Below are 23219 nucleotides of genomic sequence, written 5' to 3'. Positions count from 1 at the left end.
CTTGATTAAGAACAGGCACGCCCTGAAACCACGTAGAGAGCAAACCATGTTTATCGTAACGGGTGGCACCCAGGGCATTGGCGCGGCGGTGGTTGAAAAACTGGTTGCTGAAGGGCATCAGGTCGTTTTTACCGGCCGGGACGAAAATGCAGGGAAAGCCCTGCAGACACGGCTGAAGACAGCAGTTTTCGTGGCAGGCGATGTCTTAAGTGAGCAGGACTGCCAAAAGGTCGTATCGCATGCAATGACATTGGGAGAGGGCCGACTGTCCGGCCTGGTCAACAGTGCCGGCATGTCCAGCCGTGGTGAGTTCGCCACGATGACTCAGGACACCTGGGATCATCTTTTCGCGGTAAACACGCGCTCGGTGTTTTTCTACATCAAGCATGCGCTTCCGGGCCTGCGGGCAGCACATGGCGCGGTCGTTACAGTGTCTTCCATTGCAGGCAAGACGGGTGAACAAGGACTTGCAGCATACTGTGCAACCAAGGCCGCTCTGCTGGGACTCACCCAGGCGCTGGCGTTGGAATATGGCTTAGAGGTGCGCTTCAACGCAGTGTGCCCTGGGCAGATCGCTACGCGCATGATGGACCAGGTTATTCAGGATGCCGCTCATCTTGCTGCGCTTACCTCACGGATACCCGCAGGCCGCCTGGGCTCGCCCCAAGAGGTAGCCGAAGCGATCTACTGGCTGCTGTCGCCTGCATCAAGCTATATTAATGGCGCTACGCTCACCGTTGACGGTGCTGAGACCGCTGGCCTTATGAGCCCAAAACGGTAACGAACAACTCATCCTTCAGCAGGCGTCAGCCTTTACCCCGCCACGTTTTTTGCGGGGCCTAGGCACTAAAAGCGCTTGCCAAGTCCGGGCGGTATGCTTAAGTTAGCGCTATCTCGAAAATTAAAGCAGTTAATCGTCATTGTTTTCGAGATGCATCATCTGGCAAACAAGAGCTACAACATACGAAGCCGCTATCTGTTCAGATTTCTTAATTAAAGATAGCGCTATCTTCGGCTGGAGAATCCTATGAATGCGTATATCCCTGCCCTGGTTGTGATGGGCGTGGCTGGTTGCGGTAAGAGCTGCATTGGTGAGGCCATTGCTCAACGCAGCGGTGGCGTCCTGATCGAAGGTGACCAGTTTCATCCTGCTGCAAACATCGCCAAGATGAGTGCTGGCATTCCGCTCACCGATGAAGACCGCGCCGACTGGCTGACTCGCCTGGGTCAGGAAATGGCTGATGCCGTAAACGCAGGTATCAAGCCCGTTCTCACCTGTTCCGCCCTCAAACAGAAGTACCGTGACAAGCTCCGTTCCGCTGTTCCAGGCTTGGGCTTTGTATTTCTGAATCTTACCCGTGAAGACGCAGCCGTGCGTGTTGCCAACCGGCCTGGGCATTTCATGCCCGCAAGCCTGGTGGATAGCCAGTTTGCAGCGCTGGAGCCGCCTCTTCAGGAAGACGCGACCCTTGTTGTGGACGCGACACTGCCCATCGAGGTGATCAGCCAGCAGGCGTCCGACTGGTGGAACGATACGTTTGCGGCTGTTAAAAGCGCCTGACCGGCCGGACTCCCGTTAACGCTTCATCTATAACAATAACATGTGAGGCGACATGTCCGGCATGTATGGCTTTGCTCCTTACCTCACCCTCACTGCATGTTGCAGCGAGGGTGTTGACGTTCTGGTAGTCCTCAGGCGTCAGGCGCGCACATGTATGGCTTTCGCTAACGACCAACAACAATAGAAAGTGGCCCACCATGACTGAACCTACTGCGCTCAGCGCCAGTATATTGCTCCTCATAGCAGCAGGCGCTGTAATTTTGTTGCTCCTCTTGATTATGCGATTTAAGGTCCATGCTTTTCTGGCGCTTGTGCTGGTAAGTATCCTGACAGCACTCGCGACGCAGATCCCTTTTGACAAGGTAGTCCCGACATTATTGACCGGCTTTGGTAATACCCTTGCCTCGGTGGCATTGCTGGTTGGCTTGGGCGCCATGATCGGACGTCTTCTAGAGATTACAGGCGGTGCCCAGGTTCTCTCCGACACCCTGATCAATCGCTTCGGTGAACACCGTGCGCCCTTCGCACTTGGCGTAGCATCGCTGCTTTTCGGCTTTCCCATCTTCTTTGATGCGGGGCTGATCGTGATGCTGCCGATCATCTTCAGTGTGGCCAAGCGTCTGGGCGGCTCTACGCTGAGCTATGCGTTACCGGCGGCCGGTGCATTTGCCGCCATGCACGCGCTGGTTCCGCCGCACCCAGGCCCGGTTGCTGCCGCAGAACTTCTGGGTGCAAACATCGGTTTGCTGGTTATCGTTGGAGCCATCATCGCGCTGCCTACCTGGTATTTTGGCGCTTATCTGTTCGGCCTGTGGTCGGGCAAGAAATTTCATGTTGGTATTCCGGCAAGCTTTTTGACCGATGCTGACCGTGATACTACAGTTACCCCGCCCCGCTTCTCTACCGTACTTGCTATCCTGTTGTTGCCCTTGATCCTGATCTTTCTAGATACCGGCCTGAATACCTTGAGCGTTATGGGTACAGTCAATGGCAAAAGCACATGGGTCCAGTTCCTGCGGATGCTGGGCAAGACGCCAGTGGCCTTGCTGATCACCGTGCTCTTTGCATTGATCGTCTTTAGCGGTCGACACAGCCGTAAGCATCTGGAAAAAGTATGTGACGGCGCACTCGGCCCTATCTGCTCCATCGTACTGGTGACGGGCGCAGGTGGCATGTTTGGTGGTGTGCTGCGTACAAGTGGCATTGGCGACGCACTGTCTCAGATGCTGGCAGATACCGGACTTCCGGTAATCGTTGCGGCCTTTGTGATCTCGGCGGCGCTACGGGTAGCCCAAGGTTCGGCAACCGTTGCCCTCACAACCGCAGCCGCACTCATGGCACCAACCGTAGCCGCAACCGGTGGACTGAGCCAGTTCGATCTGTGCTTTATCGTCGTAGCGATTGCCGGCGGCGCTACTGTGCTCTCACATGTAAACGACTCTGGCTTCTGGCTGGTGGGTCGCTTCCTTGATATGGACGAAAAAACCACGCTCAAGACCTGGACCGTGATGGAAACGCTCATTGGTACTATCGCTTTCGTGCTGGCCTGGATAGGCAGCCTGATACTCTGACAGAGCGTAAAACCGGACAGGTGAGCAACCACCTGTCCGGAAGACTATCCCAGTCTTGTCGTAAAGCCTTACTGCGCGTAAATCTCGATAATGCTGCCCAACAAGCGGTGCAAGTCGTCCCGATGCCCTGAGCGCGCAGCCGAGGCGCTACCATCTGAGGTCATGACGACCGTCAACTTCTGGCGGGGCACGATATACAGCATCTGCCCACCGAATCCCCAGCCGTAATACACCTCCTGGTTCGCGATTCGCGTAACAAACCAGCCATATCCATAACCATCCCCGGTATAGCGTGAGTAGGTACGAACCTGCCAGGATTCTTCTACCCAACGGGATGAGATCAGACGGCTACCGTCCTGGGTTACACCCTTCCTCCGGTACAGTTCGCCAAATGCCAGCAATGATCGTGGACTCATGGCCATTTCGTTACCACCGATATAGATACCCTGCGGATCGCGACTCCAGCTGGTAATGGCAAAACCATCAAGAGGTTTCAGCCAGAGTTGGGCCAGTTGCAAGGTCGAGCGCCCGGTTTGTCGGGTCAAAATAGCCGAAAGCAGGTGAGTTGAGCCGGTAGAGTAGATCATGGGACCACCAGGGTCGTTTTCAAAAGGACGCGCCAGGGCAGCTTTCACCCAGTTTCTGCTAGCAACCCAGGCCCCATAGTTCGGCCCTGAGGTAGACGCCAGTCCCGCCTGCATGGACAGGAGATTGCCAATCGTAATGTCCTTCAGCCGCAAATCTGGTTTTGCCGGAAGGTCTTCTGACAACAGCGGAGCGATTGTTTGATCAGTCCCTTTGAGAATCCCCTTGTCAATGGCGATACCGATCAGCGCTGATACCACCAGCTTGGAGGCAGATTTGATGTTGGTGGGTGTAGTCGTGCGGTGCCCTCGATAACCGCGCTCAGCCATCACCTGCCCATCGTGGCTGACAATCACCGTTTCCAGTGGCCCAAGTGCTTGAGCACCATCCAGTACCTGGGACAAGTTGGGATTGGCAGAGGCGCTGATAGACACCCAGCACAATACAATAAGCCCCATAGACCTGAAACGTGCCAAACGCCGAACAAGCGGAAGGATCGGAGGCATGACCAGAACCACACTGACCTGAATGACAAATCCGACCGTCATTAACGGACAAACATGCCCTTAAACTCGTTACGTAGCATTTCATTCAGACGTTATATGAGAGTAGAACATCTTGTGAAGCCTGAACCATCCAGTCACCTAAATTACACTTGGAAGACGCTGACTCGATCCGCTAGCTGACTTGCCAGGCCAGCAAGCTGACGACTGGCATCCGCGATATGTTGTGAGCCTTTTGAGGTTTCCAGGCTTGCCCCATGAATACGGTCGGTGCTTACCTCTTCTGCCACCACGCTCTGCTGTGCAGACGCTGAGGCAATCTGAGTGTTCATGCTGTTAATTGCGCCTACCTCAAGGCTTATACCTTGAAGCGCGGCAACAGCATCCGTTGTCAGCACCTCGGTGTCACGCGCCATGCTTCGGCTTAACTGCATTTCCTTGGCAGCGGTAGCCGCGCCTTCCTGTAGGGTTGCAATCATGCTTTCAATTTCGCGGGTGGATTCCTGAGTGCGCGTGGCGAGTGAGCGTACCTCATCGGCTACCACTGCAAAGCCCCGTCCATGTTCTCCCGCCCGTGCTGCCTCGATTGCCGCATTGAGTGCCAGCAAGTTGGTCTGCTCAGCCACTGACTTAATGACGGCCACGATTTTCTCGATATCTGCACTGTTGGTAGATACCATCTGTACCGTATTGGTGGCTTGCTCCATAGTCCTACCCAATGCCTGAACCGCCTTGCCTGCATTGACGATCAGCGTATTACCCTGCTCTACCTGTGCCTGTTGCTTGGGCTGCGGAGGCTCCATAGTCCGCAACCTCACCCACCTTCGTCATTTCGTTGACCGCAGCGGTCATCTGTTCAGCCTGAGTCGATTGCGTGCTTGGTTTTACGCCCTCGTGGAGACAGGGATAGTAATACTCGTCCAGATCTTACAGATGATGGTGTGCATCAATGATCGGCAAGTCGCTCATTGCTATTCTCCTTCGGAGGCTGGTCCTAGATTCAGACGCAGCTTCTTGATTACCACAGCCGACAGGGTCGGCTGTGGTGACTGTAATTAAAGAGATACCTTCAGCATGCGTTTGAGCGCGGCACTTATGTCGGCACGGCAGGTGTCGGAGCGCTGGCCAGGAAAACGGTCAAACCCATGGAATACGCCCGGGTAAACATGAAGCTCCAGCGGCACACCTGCACGCGAAAGCCGCATACCGTACTGCACATCTTCTTCGAGGAAAAGATCCAGCGCGCCTACTGCCATGAACGTAGTCGGCAGACCAGACAGGTCATCAGCCAATGCGGGCGAGAAATAACCCATCTGGCTGGCGCTTAGTTCATATGCGCCTTGCATGCATTTCCAGGCAAACTGGTTATCTTCTGCCGTCCAGTAGAATTCTCCCGTACTCGAATTCGACAGAGGTGCCTCTGCCGTACCGGTTCGGTAGTCCAACATGGGATAGATCAGCATCTGCCCGGCGAGAGGATAACGGCCCCTGTCGCGTGCCAGGAGCGCCAGTGCAGCGGCAAGTCCTCCGCCAGCACTATGCCCCATCACTAATACTCGATGCCTGTCGACCTGGAGTGTATCGGCTTGCTTGAAAAGCCATTCCAGACCGGCATAACAGTCCTCCAGCGGCCCAGGAAACGGCGTTTCAGGCGCAAGGCGATAATCAACGCCAACGACCACTGCACCCAATGCTTGGGCGAGCTCAGTTAGGTAATCGTCAACCATGGCCGTGTCGCCAACGACGAAACCACCTCCATGCAGGTACAAAATGGCCGGTCGGTTAGTGTGCAGCTTGGATTCAGGTCGATAAACACATAGCTGAAGACTGATGCCTAGACTCGGACCTGGAATGGCAACTGGGTCATAACCGGGAAATGCCGGGCTCGGGTAACCGGCTCGCAGGCGATCGCGAATCGCAGGTAGCGCTTCTTGGGTCCACGGCTCACCGGGTGGCTGGGCATAAGCCAGATAGTCAGGATCAACTAAAGCATGAGTCTTCATAAGGGAGCATATCGGTCAGGGATTCCAGGAAGACAGAATGACAAGGTAAGAATCAGTGATCCGCACCTTGTCGCTTCGACTACAGCCAACCCTTGATCTGCGCTGCGACCGCCTGGGTGGAAATCCCGTAGCGATCATGCAGAGTAGGCAGCGCGCCAGCATCGAGAAACGCATCCGGCAGCGCGATCTGCCTGAACGTCGGCGTCACACCGTTGCGTAGGAGCAGGCTGGCGACCGCCTCCCCCAGACCGCCCATGATGGAATGGTTTTCCACTGTTACCACAAGCCGCCCCGGCTTTCGGGCCTCCGCCAGGATGGTCTGTTCATCGAGTGGCTTGATCGTTGGTACATGAAGGATGGACGCGTCGATACCGTCGGCACGGAGACGATCAGCCGCCTCCACTGCACGCATGGTCATGAGTCCTGTCGAGATGATCAACACATCCTTACCTGGACAGAGCGTCTTGGCCTTACCGATTTCGAACTTATAGTCGAATCGATCCAGCACGAGCGGTACGTTGCCACGCAGCAGACGCATATATACCGGGCCATTATGGGCTGCGATAGCGGGTACAGCCTGCTCAATCTCCAATGCGTCACACGGATCGATAACCATCAGATTGGGCATGGCGCGGAAGATCGCCAGGTCATCGGTGGCCTGATGGCTCGGGCCATAACCTGTAGTGAGCCCCGGCAAGGCACATACGATCTTGACGTTGAGATTTTCCTCGGCGATGGCCATGCAGATGAAATCATACGCGCGGCGGGAGGCGAATACGGCATAGGTGGTCGCGAATGGCGTAAATCCCTCACGGGCCATTCCTGCAGCGGCGCTCATCAGAAGCTGCTCGGCCATGCCCATCTGATAGAATCGATCTGGATGCGCCTTGGCAAAGATATGCAGATCCGTGTACTTGGCAAGGTCAGCCGAGAGCCCGACGATGTCCTTGCGTTGCTCGGCCAACGCCGCTAATGCATGACCAAAGGGGGCTGGGCGTGTGGGTTGGCCCTCGCTGGCAATGGATGCGATCATCGCCGATGTAGTCAGGCGCTTCTTGGCCGGTTCGGCCGTTACAGTTGCAGAGGTTGGCGTATTCATTAGACTCTCCCGACTTCAAGGGCTTCCAGGGCTTTTTCCCATTCATCCTCGTCCACCCGAATGAAATGGGTCTTGTCACGTGTTTCCAGGAACGGCACGCCCTTACCCATGCGTGTGTCGCAAATGATGACGCGAGGCTGGGGGCCGGTGTGTTGCCTGGCATTATCGAATGCTGTTACCAACGCACCGAGATCGTTACCGTCGATCCGTTGCGTGTACCAGCCGAAGGCCTGCCAGCGATCGACAATCGGCTCGAACGTCAGGATTTCACTGGAACGCCCGTCGGCTTGTTGGTTGTTTACATCGATCACGGCAATCAGGTTATCGAGCTTCCAGTGGGACGCCGACATTGCTGCCTCCCAGGTAGAGCCCTCATTTAGTTCGCCATCAGAAAGCAGGTTGTAAACAAACGCCTCGGAGTGCTTGCGCTTGAGGCCCAGGCACGCCCCTACGGCAATCCCTAAGCCATGTCCCAGAGAGCCGCCTGTGATTTCCATACCGGGGGTGTAGGCAGCCATGCCGGACATCGGCAGACGGCTGTCATCGGTACCATAGGTTTCCAGTTCATCAAGGGGAACGATGCCCGCCTCGATCAGTGCGGCGTAAAGCGCAATGGCGTAATGACCGATAGACAGGTAGAAACGGTCACGCCCTTCCCACTCGGGGTTTTCCGGCTGATAACGCATTGCATGGAAGTAAGAAGCGGCGAGCAGATCGGCTGCCCCCAATGCCTGACCGATATAGCCCTGACCCTGCACCTGCCCCATGCGTAAGGCATGGCGGCGAATGTTGTAGGCGCGCTCCGCGAGATCGGGCGCGCCTGTCGGAGCAGATTGTGTTTGCATGGTATGACTCCTTGCTTGAACTCAACGATTGACCAAGGCAGCAGGGATACGGAAGACCAACAGGGCCCCGAATGCCAGCACACCGGTAATGAGGTACATGCCAATCGCACTGGAGCCTGTGGACGTGGTGATCCAGCCGATCAGATAAGGTGAGCAGAAGCCCGCCAGGTTGGCGAAGCTATTGACGGCGGCAATGCCGGCAGCAGCCGAAACACCACCCAGCAGATTGGTAGGCAGCATCCAGAACAGTGAAGAGGCAGAGAGAATACCGGCAGCAGCGAGGCAAAGGCTCAGGATGGAGGCGCTGATATGACCACCCAGCAGCGCGGCGAGTGTCAGACCTGTCGCACCGGCCACCATGGGAACAGCCAGATGCCAACGACGCTCACGATGTCGATCCCCGCTTCGGCCGGCCAGCAGCATCGCCACAATGGCGCAGCAGTACGGCAAACTTGTCAGCAGGCCGATATGCAAGGGATCAGCGATACCGGCGTTGCGTACCAGGGTAGGTAGCCAGAACGTGATTGCATACTGGCCCATCACCACACAAAAGTAGATGGATGCCAACAGCCAGAGCCGACGATCACGGATAAACGCACCTGCCGAGGCATGGGTGACCTTGTGCTGCTCATCTTCAGCCAGTTCGCTGCTGATCAGTTTCTTTTCATCGTCATCCAGCCAATGGGCATCCTTGACGCCATCCTTCAGGTAACTCAGTACCATCAAACCGACCACAACGGTAGGAACGGCTTCGATCAGAAACATCCACTGCCAACCGGCCCAACCGTGCACGCCGGCGAAACGCTCCATGATCCAGCCGGACAGCGGGCCGCCTACCATGCCGGACAATGGGATGGCGATAAACCACAGTACCGTCATCTTGGCGCGGCGGTAGGACGGGAACCAATACGTGAGGTAAAGCAGCAGGCCCGGAGCTAGCCCTGCCTCGGCAATGCCCAGCAAGAAGCGAAGCACATAGAATTGCCATGCCGTTTCGACAAAGGCAAACAGGGCTGAGATGATGCCCCAGGTAATCATGATCCGGGCGATCCAGCGCCGGGCACCCACCCTGTGCAGAATGATGTTGCTCGGGACTTCGCACAGGAAGTAACCGATGAAAAACATCCCAGCGCCCAGCCCATAGACCGCCTCGCTCAAGGCCAGGTCATTCATCATCTGGAGCTTGGCAAACCCGACGTTCACCCGATCCAGGTAGGCGCAGAGATAGCAGAGCATTAGAAAAGGCATCAACCGCCAGGCTGTCTTGCGATAGGCGTTTGAACGCGCGGTCGCAACCGCGTCGAGGGTAAGTGTCGTCATGGTGTCTGATCTCTTGTTCTTATAGTGGCCGGACGAGTTTTCAGAGACTCGCCGGAACGTCAGAGGCAGCACGAGGGACGAGCCACCCGCAGGCTCGTCCTTGAAACGTCAGTGAATTAGCATCCCGCCATTCACATCCAGTGTGGTGCCGGTCAGGTAACCGGAGAGATCGCTGGCCAGGAACAACGCAGCATTGGCGACATCCTTGGCTTCGCCCAGACGACCCAGCGGAATGCCTTCGATGATGGCGTGACGGCGCTCGTCATGCATCAGACCACCCGTAATGTCGGTTTGGATAAGCCCGGGCGTAATGGAGTTGACGCGTACGTTGTCTGGTCCTAGTTCACGCGCCATCGCCTTGGCCAGACCCAGCACCCCTGCCTTGGCAGCGCTGTAATGCGGACCGCCAAAAATACCGCCGCCGCGCTGGGCCGAGACGGATGACAGGCACACGATACTGCCAGACTTTTGTTGGCGCATGGCAGGAATAACCGCCTGGGACATCAGGAGCGTACCGCGCAGGCTAACGTCCAGCACCTTGTCGTAGTCCTGACGCTGGATATCCAATGTCTTGAGAGGCTGAGTAATACCGGCATTGTTTATCAGAATATCGATACGACCATACTGCTCCAGCACTTTGGCTACCGCATTCTTGACCTGAGCTTCATTCGCTACGTTAGCGGCAAGCCCCAAGTGTTCGGTACCCAGGGACGCCGCAGCAGCAGCCGAGGCGGCCTCATCCAGATCGAGAATAACGACGCGGGCACCGTGCTCAGCAAAGGTTCTGGCAGTGGCTCTGCCGATACCGCGTTCTGAAGCTGCACCGGTGATAATGGCGATCTTGCCTTCGAGTAGCATAAGACTGCTCCTGAATTATTTTTATGGATTCGGCTCAAGGCGGGCCGTTGTGTGCAGATTCCCTGGTTCGCAGTGCGCTGGCAATCCTGAAAAAGTCACTCTATGCTGAAAAAAATTCAGCATGGAGCGTTGGCACGCTTCAGTATCCACAGGAGGGAACAGACATAATGTCCAGCGAAGGAAACCGCCTATTATCGCTTCCGCCCTTCAAGGCCATCCAAGCCTTTGAAATGGCAGCGCGCCTGGGTAACGTTGCTAGGGCGGCCGAACAACTGGATCTAACGCCTTCCGCGGTCAGCCATCAGATCGCCAATCTGGAAACGTTAATTGGCCGTCCGTTGTTTCGGCGGACAGCCAAAGGCGTGACGCTGACGCCCTGTGGCGAGCAATACTTGAGAGACGTATCTGGAGTCCTCGATACGCTTGCAACAGCCACTCAGCGGGCCAGCAGTGATCTCAGTCAGGATTGCCTGCGCCTGCACTCCTCACCTAGCTTCGGCCTGCTTTGGTTACTGCCTCGCCTCGAAGCCTTTCAAGCCAGCCATCCTGACATACAGATCAACCTGTCATGCTCCTACGAGGCGCTGCATTTCAGCCGGGACAAGGTCGATCTGGATATCCGCCACGGCGTACCCAACTGGAATACGCTCGAAGTACGAACGATTCGCCATGAGCATGTAGCCGTCATGGCTTCTCCAGCACTGCTGCAGAAACAGCCGATAGCGGCTCCTCACGATTTGCTGACATGCAATCTGATTCTGTCTGAGGCAACCCTGGTCCAATGGCCTCAATGGTTTGCCCAACAAGGTCTTTCACTTCCCGAGGCTCCGTTTTCACTAAGCTTTGACCGTTCCTACATGACACTCGAAGCGGCCAGCCATGGATTGGGTTTCGCACTGGAAAGCACCCTGCTGGCACGTGAATATCTGGAACAGGGCAAGCTCGTCTCGGTATTTGGTGCTGAATTCTGTAGCCCGGTCAGCGCACACCATCTGGTATTTCCCCGCAGCCACTCGGACTTTCCTCGTGTTAGGCGCTTTCTCGCCTGGCTGCAGCAGGAGCTTGGTCATGACTTCAGCTACTAGATGAGCAGGGTTATGAAATCCACCTACACCACTGGAGAACGGGCCGCCGGCAGCCACTATAGGCGGCCCATGCAGGCATGTGCAACAACTGCTATTCGGCAGTGACATCTGCAAATTTAAGACAGTAGGTGTGATCAATCTGGATGCCGATAGGTTGCTGCCCGTTTATAAGCAGACGCCCGAAAACCTCATGATCACCCAGGGAGCTCATCTGGGAAACCGTAATTGTTCGAATCCTGAACCACTGACTGCCGTACGCCAGACGGACACCGGCGTAGCATGCCTGGCTTCTTGAGAGATTAAGGATGTCTGATGCAGACATGCTTTCGTTGATGATGATGGAGGCTGCCGCGAAGGGCGGATAGTAAGAGCCCTCGCTGTTTTGAACGGGCTCCAACTCACCGTTCAGATAACGGACAAGGTCACCCATAAGCACAGGCGTCTTCGCAAAGAGTGCCTGCAACAGATCCTTTTCGCTCATCCAATAATAAAAAGCGACCTTTTCTCTGGAGATGATCGCGCCTTCATCAACGGCCACCGTAACCTTGTGCAGCGATATACCGATCTCCTTCTCTCCCGCCGCGATGGCATGAAAGAGTGGGTGCTTTCCCTTATAGGTTGGCAGGTAGCTTGTGTGGATATTGAAGAAGTTGAACCTGCTTAACAGATTGGGCTTGATGATCCGACTGAAATAACAAATGACGCAGAAGTCAATGTCATTAACACCTGCCAGGGCCGTTTCGATGTCCTTATGGGAAGAAGCTACGCTGAGTGGAATATTTCTTAGAACGGTACAGGTTAGAAGGTCGTCATTCAAAAGCTGACTTTCGCAAATGACACCCACAACCTCAAAATCTTGACTGCAACAAAAATAATCTAGAACAGCGGCATTACTGCCCAAAAAAACCATCTTATACGTCATAAGTACTTGCCTGATCGCCATGCCCATATGCTGGCAGTTTTAAACAGGTGACTGTACCGATATACAACAAGCGCTGTAAAGGCATTAATACCTGGATAGTAAAAGGATTAATTATTTATATATTAAAACGGACGTTTAACTTTTTTTCACCCTGAATATTTTCAAGCCATTTCTCATAATTAAAGAATGTATCTTTTTTTGTTTTCCTCCTATGCTCGAAGCATCAAAAGCTCAATACCGCTCTGCTTCAACACTCTACTTGTTCCCAGCGCCGAATCTTACATACGCCGCCAACACAGGCCTACAGGCGAACGTAAGCCTGAATGCAAGCCTGTAAATGAACCTGTATGTAAAAAGCTTTATATAACCGTCCCTGAGCCACTTACGCAAAACAATAACCAAATATTCTTACCAGCCATTTGAACTTAATTAATCTCAGGCTATTCCTATTACGTGTTTCACAAAAAGACACGATTCAGGCTACCGCTGTAATGGGATGCTGCTTTTGCTTGGGACCATCCGTATAGATAGGCGACATTGAGAAATCTATGAATAGTAATCAATCCCGTTTTAAAGGTTTAACTGCTCATTGGACGAGGAACAAAATGATCAATGTTACGCAGCCTTTCCCTGGCAACAAAGTCAAACTCCAGTCTTATATAGATCAGATATATGCTTCAGGCTGTTTTACCAATCATGGTCCTCTTACTCGTCAGCTTGAGCAGCGTCTGAAAGAGTATCTAGGCGTACGGAATATCGTGCTTACAAGCAACGGTACCCTGGCCCTTCAGATCGCTTACCGTGCTTTGGGTATTCAAGGTAGCGCAATCACAACACCGTTCAGCTTCATTGCAACCAGTAGCACACTGCAGTGGGAGCATATTCGTCCGGTTTTCTCAGATATCGATCCTGTCACCTGGAACCTTGATCCCAGCCAGATCGAAGCCAGGCTACAAAAGGACACCTCAGCCATTGTCGCAACCCATGTATTCGGTAATCCGTGCGATGTGGAGCGCATCCAGGCAATCGCTGACCGTAACGGTCTGAAAACCATCTACGACGGCGCCCATGCCTTTGGCGTTCGCTATAAGGGAGAATCGATTGCCAACTGGGGCGATATCTGTACCTTGAGTTTTCACGCTACCAAGGTTTTCCATACCATCGAAGGGGGCGCCATTGTCACCAATGATGATGATTTGGCTCAACGTGCCCGTGAACTTGCCAACTTTGGTTTCTCCGAAGGCAATCGATTGAGTGGTCCGGGTATCAACGCCAAGCTCAACGAATTCTCTGCCGCAATGGGCCTCTGTGTTCTTGACGATATTGATCTGATCTTAGAGGAACGGGCTGAAATCGGTCACCGGTATGAATTAGCCTTGGCAGGGTATCTGGATCTTCAGCATCAGCAGCCGGGTAGCGAACGTAACTACAGCTATTTTCCAATCGCTCTGCAGGAAGAAAGCGAGCTGCTCAGAGTGACAGGTCAGCTTAACGAAAGGCAGATCAATCCACGCCGCTACTTCTACCCTTCTCTCGATACCGTTGAATACCTCCAGCCGCAGCAGCCTCAATGGATTTCCAGAGGCTTGAGTAAACGCGTGCTCTGTCTGCCGATCTTTCCCGGACTTACTTGGGAGTCGCAGCGCACGGTTATCGAAACGGTGCTCAGGGAAGTCGAGGCCAGACAACTTGTACGCTCGCAGCGCGAGACGTCCGGGCCTTACCAGGATGCCTTTACTTTCAACACCATGAGTGCCCTGCCTCTGTCCAACATGTGCAAGAAGTTCACCCTGTGAGCACTTCCCTAAAACGTTTTATGCTCAAGAACACCGGGCTCAGTTACCTGGGTCAGATCTATGTAATGCTGGCCGGCATCCTGATCATGCCGTTCTATCTCAGGCATATGGGTGCCGAAGCCTATGGCCTGATCGGTTTTTTTACGGCCATGCAGGCGTGGCTTTATCTGTTGGATGCGGGACTATCGCCCGCGCTTGCCCGTCAGATCGCTCATTTTCGGGGCACTCAGCAACACAGCCGATACACCTCCGGCCGTCTGCTGCGCTCGTTCGAGCTGCTTATCCTGCCGATAGCCGTGCTGACCGGCCTGGCTATTCATATGGGCAGTAATGCCATAGCCCATGGGTGGCTGCAGGCGAACCAGCTCGATCCTGTGATGATTGGGCAGTGCATTAGCCTGATGGGGCTGATGATAGTGCTGAAGCTTTACGCCACGCTCTACAAGAGCGGTATTCAAGGCATGGAGCAGCATCATTGGCTCAACGGCATCAATGTCTTTTTTGCAACGCTCCGGTATTTTGGCGCGCTGCTGTTTATTACCTATGTCAGCGCACAGCCCCTGCACTTCTTTCTCTATCAAACACTCGTAGGGCTGCTGGAAACGTTGTCCTTTGCTCACCGAGCCTATGATCTGATGCCCCGTCCTCGTCGCCTGACCGGATTTCACTGGCGGCTGGTCAAGCCTGTTTTACCGTTTGCCCTGGGTATGTCGTTCAGCACCGTACTGTGGATGCTGCAAACCCAGTTGGATAAGGTGCTGCTTTCCAAAGCGCTTACGTTGCAGGAATACGGCTATTTCTCTTTAGTTGCCCTGATCGCGACCGGCATTCTGTCGCTGACCAATCCCCTTGTACAAACGCTGTTGCCACGCCTGACCATGCTGACAGCAGAAGGCCGAATGACTGAGATGCGGGCGTTATACCTGAACGTATCACGTCTGTTTTGCAGTGTGCTGTTTCCCATGGCTGGTGTGATCGCCTTTCATGGACAAGCGCTTCTCCATGCCTGGACAGGCAACGCCGAGGCCGCGCTCTGGAGCGGTCCTGTCCTGGTCTGGTACATCCTTGGCAGCGCGTTACTGGCCATGAGCGGGTTTCAATTCTATCTGCAATATGCCCATGGCCAACTGCGGATGCATGTCTGGTTTGGTATCTGCTCAACGGCCATCAGCGTGCCGCTCATGGCTTATGCCATTCTGACTCATGGCGCGCTAGGGGCTGCCGGGGTATGGTTTGCGGTCAGCCTTGCCTCACTGGTCATCTGGCCTCATATCGTTCATGAGCGGTATTCACCGGGCCTCAGCTTCCTTTGGTTGTCGGACCTTTTGCGTATAGCCGGCATGACCGCCCTCGGCCTGGCGGTAGGCGACTGGCTGCTGCCAGCCCTGGATGGCAACCAACGGATCGAGACCTTTATAGGTCTGGCGGGACGAGGACTGCTCTGTCTGCTGCTGGTGTTTGTGTCTGCCAAAGCCGTATTTTCAAAACCGTATCTCTTGGATCAAACCCCGAGCGTTTAATCATGGAAGCAAGAACCGAACAGGTCATCAGGGAGCACTGGGGTGCTGATGAGAAACCGCTGGTCAGTGTTGTCTGCCTGACCTTCAACCAAGCGGCGTTCATCCGAGAAACGCTGGAGGGCTTTCTGATTCAGGAGACGCGGTTTCCCTTCGAGGTCATCGTGCATGACGACGCTTCGACGGATGGAACACAAGCCATCATCCAGGAATATGCCGCACGCTATCCCTCCATCATCAAGCCTATCTACCAGCAGCAGAACCAATACAGCCTGGGTGTTCCGTTCATTACTAAAATCTTTGCCTCGCTGGACACCCCTTATATTGCCATTTGCGAAGGTGATGATTTTTGGACGGACCCGCACAAGCTACAGCTGCAGGTCGACTTTCTTGAGCGCCATGAAGACTATGTGATGGCGTTTCACGACGCCTATATGTTCAACGAGCAGGGCATCATCCGAAACGTTCAACTGGCCGGACTGCATCGGCGCGATGCAAGTCAGCAGGAACTGCTGCGGGCTCGGTACTTTTCTACGCTCACCGTCTGCTTTCGCAATGTGATCAAGGCCCTTCCGCCCGAGCTGCACGGTGTGCGTATGGAGGACATGTGCTGGTGGTCATTGCTGGGCGCTCACGGCAAAGGCAAGTACATGAAAGAAATCCGTCCGGCTGCCTACCGTGTGCACAAGAATGGTGTCTTGTCGATGCGTCCGCAAAAGCACCGCACCGCCATGAGCCTGCACGCCTACTACAGCCTGGCCCGCTACTACCAGCGCATCGGCCAGCAAGACCTGTATGAATATTTCATGACCCAGGTATTCAGCCAGTCTCTGATTGTAATGACCCACCGCAACCGCATTCAGGCCTTCCTGCAATTGGCCCGCAAGGTTCTATTCAAACCCTTCACCAACATTATTCCTTCGGTCATTCGAAAATGATCAGACTTTCCTCAGCGGTATTGCTGCCCTGCAATACCGCTTCTGGCCCAAGAACGCTTACGCGAACGCACGCCTACCCGATTCCTGTCATGCCGTGCAAGGAGAAGCACCATGCTTAAAACGATTTCGATGATGCAGCCCTACCTGTTTCCTTACCTGGGCTACTTTCAGTTGATCGCCGCCAGTGACGTCTTTGTGCTGGTCGATGACCTGCAGTTCGTCAAAGGCTCCTGGATGAACCGCAACCGGGTATTAACTCACGATGGTCAGCCCAAGCTGATTACCTTTCCGCTGCGTAAGGGCAGCCGCCGGGCCGCTATCAATGAGCGCTGGCTGCCAGAGACGTTCGACCAGGAAGCAGACGCACTGCTTACCATGCTTGAGCACACCTACAAGAAAGCCCCCTATAAAACAGAAGTCCTGGCGCTGCTCAAAAGCATCTTTGCCAATCCGGATCGTAACCTTGCGCGGTTCGCCGAAAACTCGATTCGAGCCCTGTGCCGGTATATGAAAATCGAGACGCCCATCCTGATGCTTTCAGAACTGGCGGATACCCGGGCGATGGATAAGCAGGACCGCATCATTCGGATCGTTCAGCAGTTAGAAGGCACCTGCTACCTCAACTCAATAGGCGGCGTCCCGCTCTACTGTCCTGACTATTTCGCCGATCATGGGCTGCAATTGCGCTTCATCAAGATGGATGAAGTGACCTATCCTCAGCTTACCGCTGAGTTCGTCCCTTCCCTTTCCATTATCGACGTGCTGATGTTCAATTCAGCGGAGTCTGTAAAAGAACTGCTTACTCGCTATACGTTGATAGAGGGCGTGGCACACTCGGACTCACAGGTTGAGGTTGATACAATCCAGCCTGAGTGTGCAGTCATATAGACGCGATCACTTGACGGGTGTATCAGTATCAATAGGCAGGCTACTGTGTTTTCAATACGATACCGCAGCCTGCCATCATAACGATTTACTCAGACTACCCTGTAACGAAAGACTTTTTTGCAGTCCTCACGCCGTTGGGTTTAAGATCGTCAACAACACCTGAGCGTGTTCTGCTGCATCCCTTCCCAAGCCTGTCAGATAACCACCGTCGACTTGACTGATCAGGCCCTTTTCATGAAGTCGCTTGATACCGGCCAGGACTTCTTGCGTGGCGTCGTGGTGCACCTTTAAACCGGCCAGACTGTTGCTGAGGTCATATCGAGCCAGAAGGTTCATTTCTTCGATGAGTTCTTGGGTATACGGCATGGCGTGTCCTTATTTAAGTAACCCTCTTTCTGAGTCTAGCTGCCCTGCTTCAAAAAGCCTGCCTGAGAAAATGTTTCACTTTAAATCACATGCGGTATGCCGTTATCCGCTTATGGCCATATACAACACCAGTGCTGAAGCCATAACGTAAACCGCACTATGCAAAAAGGTGTTCATGATGCGCTTCCCTCACGTTTGATGACAGGAAGGAGCCTAATAGTCATCCAGATCTGGAAAAAGCCAGTACACTAGGAATGACTGTCAACCAGGAAGAGACTCAGGCCATGCAATTTGAGGATTTAAGGCTGTTTGTAACTACGATCAACGAGCAGAGCTTTACCGCTGCGGCAGAAAAGCTGGGGCTTTCCAAACAGTACGTCAGCCGAAGAACCATGGCGCTGGAAGAGGAACTGGGTGTACGCCTGCTCAACCGGACGACACGCAGCCTGAAACCTACTGACCTGGGCATGACCCTTTATGAGCGTGCCGTTCGGATTCTGGATGAAGTCAACGAGACGCAGGAGTTGGTATCCAGCCAGGGGGTGAACGTTCGCGGGACTTTACGTGTTTCGGCCCCGATGACGTTTGGTACGTTGCATGTCAGCCCGCTGTTGCCCAGGTTCATGCAAGAGAATCCATTGATCAGTCTGGAACTGGACCTTAATGATCGAGCAGTAGACCTGGTGGCCGAGGGGTATGACATGGCGATCCGCGGCGGGATGCTGGAGGATTCTACACTTATCGCCAAGCGTCTGATGGACATTCCAATGACGGCCTGCGCAAGCCCGGCGTACCTGGAGCGCCACTCAACCCCCGAAACACCGGATGATTTGCGTCACCATGAGTGCTTGCTTTACGGCCATGTGAAAAGCGTAGAGTGGAAATTTCAAACCCAGGGCCAGCTCGTATGCGTACCCGTGAAAGGCAAGCTGCGGACCAACAACGGGGAAGTTGTCCGGGACGCGGCGGTGGCCGGTCTTGGCATTGCCTATCTGCCGGTTTTCATTGTCAGTGACGCGCTCAACGATGGGCGTTTGCAGCCGGTCTTACAAGCGCACCAGCCACCCACTTCAGCCTTCTATGCGGTCTACCCTCAGCATCGTCAGTCATCCCGAGCCGTCCAGACATTCGCCAACTTCCTCAAGGACCATCTGGCGGTGTAGGTATGCCCATAGTCCGCGCAACCCTCAGGCTTGCCGCATGACCTGCTGGTCTCCCGAGCGGCGCCAGCTAAGCGGTGTGCATCCTACCGTCTTTGTGAATACACGGGTGAAGTGTGATTGATCTGAAAAACCACATTCCGCACCGATCTGGCTTATCGGCAAACACGTGTTCAGAAGCATCCGCTTGGCCTTGGCAATTCGTAATTGCTGATACCAGTCACGTGGCGAAACGCCTGTGTTTTTCTTGAAGGCTCGGGAAAAATGGCTTCTTGACAACGAGCAGGCACTGGCGATTTCGGATACCGATAGGCCATCGTCCAACTGCTCCATCATCAGACGCTTGGCCAGTTGCTCCTGCCAGCGAGACAAGGCAATCCGATCCTCACTCGGTAAGGTCACGTGCAAAGCGTCTGGCAAAAGGCGGGCTTGCAGTTCATCTATCAAGGTACGGCTGATCGGACCTTCCCCGTCTTGAACGCTATCAAGCGTTTCGAGGAGGCGCTGCATAAGTACCTGCGCAGTGTTGGGAACACTCGATCCAGGCTTTTCAGCCGTAATTGCAGGTAAGCGGTACGATAGCTTGGAACCCAGCGTGGCCATTGCAACGCTCCTTGAGGCGGTAAGGTTGGTGTCCAGTATCGGCTCTGGGAACCCTTAAGGTCCTTGTCTTAAGTTGAAGCGTTCTTAAACGAAAATACCTGCTTGTCATCAATGATTAACATGTGATCGCAACGCCTTTATCTCAGGCGTAACGAAAAAGGCCGGCTCCCCAGAGGGAGTCGGCCTAAAAGTACTAGCGTTGCTTGGAAAAGATCTGAACCGATCCTTAAGATTTCTTAATCAACGCGTCGACAATATTTCTGGGTGCCTCTGCATAGCGTGAGAACTCCATCGAGTAGCTGGCACGACCTTGTGACATCGAACGTACATCAGTCGCATAGCCAAACATTTCGCCCAACGGAACCTCGGCCCGAACCACCTTGCCGGAAAGGGTATCTTCCATGCCTTGAATCAGGCCCCGCCGACGGTTGAGGTCTCCCATTACATCACCCATGTAGTCTTCAGGTGTCACCACCTCGACCTTCATGATTGGCTCGAGCAGTACCGCGCCCCCTTTCTGGGACAGCTGCTTGGTTGCCATCGAGGCGGCGATCTTGAATGCCATCTCGTTGGAGTCCACATCATGGTAAGAGCCGTCGAAGACCGTGGCCTTGAGACCTAGCAAGGGATACCCGGCGAGCACACCATTCTTCATCTGCTCTTCGATACCCTTTTGAATGGCCGGGATATATTCCTTGGGAATCACGCCACCCACGACCTCACTAGTAAACACCAGACCCTCCTCGCCTTCATCAATGGGTGCAAATCGAATCCAGCAATGACCGAACTGCCCACGACCACCCGACTGGCGAACAAACTTGCCTTCGATCTCGCAGGTGTTGCGTATGGTCTCGCGATAGGCCACCTGAGGTTTACCAATATTCGCTTCGACGTTGAATTCACGCCGCATGCGGTCGATGAGGATATCGAGGTGCAACTCGCCCATCCCAGAGATGATGGTCTGCCCGGTTTCCTCGTCGGTCTTGACGCGGAAAGAAGGGTCTTCCTGGGCCAGTTTGCCCAGGGCAATCCCCATCTTTTCCTGGTCAGCCTTGGTCTTGGGCTCAACCGCTACGGAGATAACCGGCTCGGGGAAATCCATACGCTCCAGGATGATGGGCTTTTCAACCGAACACAGAGTGTCACCGGTCGTCACGTCCTTCATGCCGATCAAGGCGGCGATGTCGCCTGCGCGAACCTCCTTGATTTCTTCCCGCGTGTTGGCATGCATCTGCACCATACGGCCGACGCGCTCCTTCTTGCCTTTTACCGAGTTGAGTACCGAGTCACCTGATGAAAGCACGCCCGAATACACCCGCGCAAAAGTCAGGGTGCCCACGAAGGGATCTGTAGCGATCTTGAACGCCAGCGCCGAAAAAGGCTCGTTATCGTCGGCATGGCGCTCGTCAGTCCGCTCGGCATCGTCAGGATGCACGCCTTTGATGGCGGGAATCTCGGTAGGTGACGGTAGGTAGTCGATGACCGCGTCGAGTACCAAGGGTACACCCTTGTTCTTGAAGGATGAGCCACATACAGCCGGAACGACTTCACCCGCCAGTGTCCTCAGCCGCAGACCCGTGCGGATTTCATCGTTGGTCAGGGGCTCCCCTTCCAGGTATTTGCTCATGAAGTCTTCATTGGCTTCGGCGGCAGCCTCGACCATGCGCTCGCGCCACTCCTCGGCCTCAGCCTGCAGCTCGGCAGGAATGTCCTCCTCACGATAGGTCATCCCCTGATCATCATCATTCCAGTAGATGGCCTTCATCTTCAGCAGATCGATCTGGCCGACAAAGTTCTCTTCACGGCCAATCGGCAGCTGAATCGGAACCGGAGTATGACCCAGGCGTTTCTTGATCTGGTCAACGACGCGCAGGAAGTCCGCTCCCGCACGGTCCATCTTGTTCACATACGCAATACGAGGCACATGGTATTTGTCTGCCTGACGCCAGACCGTCTCGGATTGAGGTTCTACACCATCCGCACCGCTGAACACCACGACCGCGCCATCGAGTACCCGCAGCGAGCGCTCCACCTCAATGGTGAAGTCCACGTGCCCAGGCGTATCGATGATGTTGATCCGGTATTTGTCGAACTGCTTGGTCGAGCCAGACCAGAATGCAGTAGTCGCCGCGGACGTAATGGTGATGCCGCGCTCCTGCTCCTGCACCATCCAGTCCATGGTCGCGGCGCCATCATGCACCTCGCCCATCTTATGGTTCACGCCGGTGTAGAAGAGGATTCGCTCGGTTGTGGTGGTTTTACCAGCATCCACGTGAGCGACGATGCCGATGTTGCGATAGCGGTCGATAGAGGTCGTTCGGGCCATAGAAGATTCTCCTAGAAACCAGCATGGGTCAGCCGGCAGACAGGCGATACGGATATCCGCCCGGGTTGCAATAACAATAGACTGACTTACGAGGCTTGTATTGAACGTTTGTGCGTATCGCTAAAGGGAGCCTGTCTGATTGAGCAGACTCGTCTTACTGTCAACCAGATGGAGACTTTTTTACGCATTTCAAGTGGTTTATCACCCCACTCGATCGCTTTACTCTTGGTCGCATACCGATACAGGTAACAACATACCGTTGATTGACCAGGAGACCGAACATGTTAGCCCTTCGTAAAGCAACCGAACGTGGATTTGCCAACCATGGCTGGCTCAAGTCTTTCCACACCTTTTCCTTTGCCAATTACCGCAACCCCCAAGAACAGGGGTTTTCGGATCTGTTGGTCATCAACGATGACCGAGTCGCCCAGGGAAAAGGGTTCGGCACTCACCCTCATCGGGATATGGAGATCTTTTCCTATGTGCTCGAAGGTGCGCTCGAGCACAAGGACACCCTGGGTACAGGGTCCGTCATTCATCCGGGCGACGTGCAGCTCATGAGCGCCGGCACGGGAGTAGCCCACAGTGAATACAACCACTCCCAGAGCGATCCCGTACACTTTTTGCAGATCTGGATTGTGCCCAACGCTCGAGGTGCTGAGCCTCGCTACCAGCAAACGCACTTCAGCGCGGATAGCAAACGTGGCCGGTTGCGCCTGATCCTTTCACCTACAGGTGAGCAGGGCTCACTGGAAATTCGTCAGGATGCTCGTGTCTACGCCGGTCTGTTCGACGGTGAAGAGCAGGCGACTCTAACGCTGGGATCAAACCGCTACGCCTATGTGCATGTAGCCCAGGGGCAGATCGAACTCAATGGCCAGACACTGGCGGAGGGAGACGGTGTACGTGTGCGTAACGAGCAGGTGCTTACGCTAGCCAACGGCAAGCAGGCCGAGGTTATCGTCTTTGACCTGCGCCCCAATGAGCTGCCCATGATGCCATGATCGACGAGGGCCTCGAGTGGTCGAGGCCCTATCAGCCTCCGCTGTCGCTAACCGTAAACACAGTGTTTACGCCCCGCCTAGACATAAGGCCCACAACCCCACGTAGCCAGACGGAATACCTCCTTCCTTGACGCTAAGCAGATCACACGTTTACGAGGTCCATAGCGTTGCCGTAATAGGACTTCAGCGATGGATACTACTGTTGCTGCACGACAGGAGACCCGATCGATTCAGCCGATGGTCTGGCCTATAAAAAAGACGCCACGTAG

The 23219-nt window shown here is 54.5% G+C and carries 21 protein-coding genes; 10 read left to right on the top strand and 11 right to left on the bottom strand.

From position 1 onward, the window contains the following. Positions 1-46: 46 nt before the first annotated feature. The 3 genes from HMPREF1487_RS22620 to HMPREF1487_RS22610 all read left to right on the top strand — a co-directional run bounded on the left by HMPREF1487_RS22620 (position 47) and on the right by HMPREF1487_RS22610 (position 3132). Positions 47-781, top strand: coding sequence for an SDR family NAD(P)-dependent oxidoreductase (locus HMPREF1487_RS22620; RefSeq protein ID WP_010799092.1), 735 nt, complete (start codon positions 47-49; stop codon positions 779-781). A 246-nt stretch (positions 782-1027) separates the two neighbouring features. Further along, complete coding sequence (locus HMPREF1487_RS22615; RefSeq protein WP_010799091.1) at positions 1028-1561, top strand: gluconokinase; 534 nt, start codon at positions 1028-1030, stop codon at positions 1559-1561. A gap of 197 nt (positions 1562-1758) precedes the next feature. Further along, positions 1759-3132, top strand: coding sequence for a GntP family permease (locus tag HMPREF1487_RS22610; protein ID WP_010799089.1), 1374 nt, complete (start codon positions 1759-1761; stop codon positions 3130-3132). A 68-nt stretch (positions 3133-3200) separates the two neighbouring features. Here the strand turns inward: HMPREF1487_RS22610 and HMPREF1487_RS22605 are convergent, their stop codons facing one another. From HMPREF1487_RS22605 to HMPREF1487_RS22575, 7 genes are all read right to left on the bottom strand, one after another. Next, positions 3201-4265 carry a serine hydrolase domain-containing protein gene (locus HMPREF1487_RS22605; protein WP_010799088.1) on the bottom strand — a complete coding sequence of 355 codons (1065 nt, stop codon included), beginning with the start codon at positions 4263-4265 and terminating at the stop codon, positions 3201-3203. A gap of 101 nt (positions 4266-4366) precedes the next feature. Further along, the gene (locus tag HMPREF1487_RS22600; RefSeq protein WP_010799087.1) at positions 4367-5023 is read right to left on the bottom strand and encodes a methyl-accepting chemotaxis protein; all 657 of its coding nucleotides are present in this window, start codon (positions 5021-5023) and stop codon (positions 4367-4369) included. Between the two features lie 252 nt (positions 5024-5275). Continuing rightward, positions 5276-6223, bottom strand: a complete 948-nt coding sequence (locus HMPREF1487_RS22595; protein ID WP_010799086.1) for an alpha/beta hydrolase — start codon at positions 6221-6223, stop codon at positions 5276-5278. 79 nt (positions 6224-6302) lie between these two features. Further along, positions 6303-7322 carry a transketolase family protein gene (locus HMPREF1487_RS22590; RefSeq protein WP_010799085.1) on the bottom strand — a complete coding sequence of 340 codons (1020 nt, stop codon included), beginning with the start codon at positions 7320-7322 and terminating at the stop codon, positions 6303-6305. Next, on the bottom strand, positions 7322-8167 hold the full coding sequence (locus HMPREF1487_RS22585; protein ID WP_010799084.1) for a transketolase: 846 nt from the start codon (positions 8165-8167) through the stop codon (positions 7322-7324). The genes HMPREF1487_RS22590 and HMPREF1487_RS22585 overlap by 1 nt, the downstream gene beginning before the upstream one ends. A 21-nt stretch (positions 8168-8188) precedes the next feature. Further along, a complete protein-coding gene (locus tag HMPREF1487_RS22580; RefSeq protein WP_010799083.1) occupies positions 8189-9487 on the bottom strand; it encodes an MFS transporter in 1299 nt (432 codons plus the stop codon). Positions 9488-9595: 108 nt separating this feature from the next. Then, entirely contained in the window at positions 9596-10345 is a 750-nt protein-coding gene (locus HMPREF1487_RS22575) for an SDR family NAD(P)-dependent oxidoreductase (RefSeq protein ID WP_010799082.1), read from the bottom strand. A gap of 167 nt (positions 10346-10512) precedes the next feature. Here HMPREF1487_RS22575 and HMPREF1487_RS22570 point away from each other — a divergent pair, with 167 nt between their 5' ends. Beyond that, entirely contained in the window at positions 10513-11430 is a 918-nt protein-coding gene (locus HMPREF1487_RS22570; RefSeq protein WP_037031208.1) for a LysR substrate-binding domain-containing protein, read from the top strand. Between the two features lie 91 nt (positions 11431-11521). Here HMPREF1487_RS22570 and HMPREF1487_RS22565 read toward each other — a convergent pair whose 3' ends face one another. Beyond that, a complete protein-coding gene (locus tag HMPREF1487_RS22565; protein WP_010799080.1) occupies positions 11522-12352 on the bottom strand; it encodes a formyltransferase family protein in 831 nt (276 codons plus the stop codon). A 605-nt stretch (positions 12353-12957) separates the two neighbouring features. On the opposite strand from HMPREF1487_RS22565, the gene HMPREF1487_RS22560 reads away from it, so the two are divergent. The 4 genes from HMPREF1487_RS22560 to HMPREF1487_RS22545 all read left to right on the top strand — a co-directional run bounded on the left by HMPREF1487_RS22560 (position 12958) and on the right by HMPREF1487_RS22545 (position 17491). Then, a complete protein-coding gene (locus HMPREF1487_RS22560; RefSeq protein WP_010799079.1) occupies positions 12958-14148 on the top strand; it encodes a DegT/DnrJ/EryC1/StrS family aminotransferase in 1191 nt (396 codons plus the stop codon). Continuing rightward, entirely contained in the window at positions 14145-15668 is a 1524-nt protein-coding gene (locus tag HMPREF1487_RS22555) for an oligosaccharide flippase family protein (RefSeq protein ID WP_371106394.1), read from the top strand. The genes HMPREF1487_RS22560 and HMPREF1487_RS22555 overlap by 4 nt, the downstream gene beginning before the upstream one ends. 2 nt (positions 15669-15670) lie before the next feature. Further along, the gene (locus tag HMPREF1487_RS22550; protein WP_010799077.1) at positions 15671-16603 is read left to right on the top strand and encodes a glycosyltransferase; all 933 of its coding nucleotides are present in this window, start codon (positions 15671-15673) and stop codon (positions 16601-16603) included. A 111-nt stretch (positions 16604-16714) separates the two neighbouring features. Continuing rightward, entirely contained in the window at positions 16715-17491 is a 777-nt protein-coding gene (locus HMPREF1487_RS22545; RefSeq protein ID WP_010799076.1) for a WbqC family protein, read from the top strand. 126 nt (positions 17492-17617) lie between these two features. Here HMPREF1487_RS22545 and HMPREF1487_RS22540 read toward each other — a convergent pair whose 3' ends face one another. Continuing rightward, positions 17618-17857, bottom strand: a complete 240-nt coding sequence (locus HMPREF1487_RS22540; protein ID WP_010799075.1) for a TIGR02647 family protein — start codon at positions 17855-17857, stop codon at positions 17618-17620. Between the two features lie 254 nt (positions 17858-18111). Between HMPREF1487_RS22540 and HMPREF1487_RS22535 the strand changes: the two genes are divergently transcribed. Next, the gene (locus HMPREF1487_RS22535) at positions 18112-19020 is read left to right on the top strand and encodes a LysR family transcriptional regulator (RefSeq protein ID WP_010799074.1); all 909 of its coding nucleotides are present in this window, start codon (positions 18112-18114) and stop codon (positions 19018-19020) included. Positions 19021-19044: 24 nt separating this feature from the next. Here the strand turns inward: HMPREF1487_RS22535 and HMPREF1487_RS26425 are convergent, their stop codons facing one another. Next, a complete protein-coding gene (locus tag HMPREF1487_RS26425; protein ID WP_010799073.1) occupies positions 19045-19620 on the bottom strand; it encodes a helix-turn-helix domain-containing protein in 576 nt (191 codons plus the stop codon). A gap of 226 nt (positions 19621-19846) precedes the next feature. Continuing rightward, a complete protein-coding gene (gene fusA / locus HMPREF1487_RS22525) occupies positions 19847-21946 on the bottom strand; it encodes an elongation factor G (RefSeq protein WP_010799072.1) in 2100 nt (699 codons plus the stop codon). Positions 21947-22227: 281 nt separating this feature from the next. On the opposite strand from fusA, the gene HMPREF1487_RS22520 reads away from it, so the two are divergent. After that, the gene (locus tag HMPREF1487_RS22520; protein WP_010799071.1) at positions 22228-22950 is read left to right on the top strand and encodes a pirin family protein; all 723 of its coding nucleotides are present in this window, start codon (positions 22228-22230) and stop codon (positions 22948-22950) included. Positions 22951-23219: the final 269 nt, after the last annotated feature.

The sequence above is a fragment of the Pseudomonas sp. HPB0071 genome (assembly GCF_000478505.2).
Lineage (GTDB): Bacteria > Pseudomonadota > Gammaproteobacteria > Pseudomonadales > Pseudomonadaceae > Chryseomonas > Chryseomonas luteola.
The sequence above is the reverse complement of the archived record's forward strand: the minus strand, read 5'-3'. Positions and strand labels throughout refer to the sequence as shown.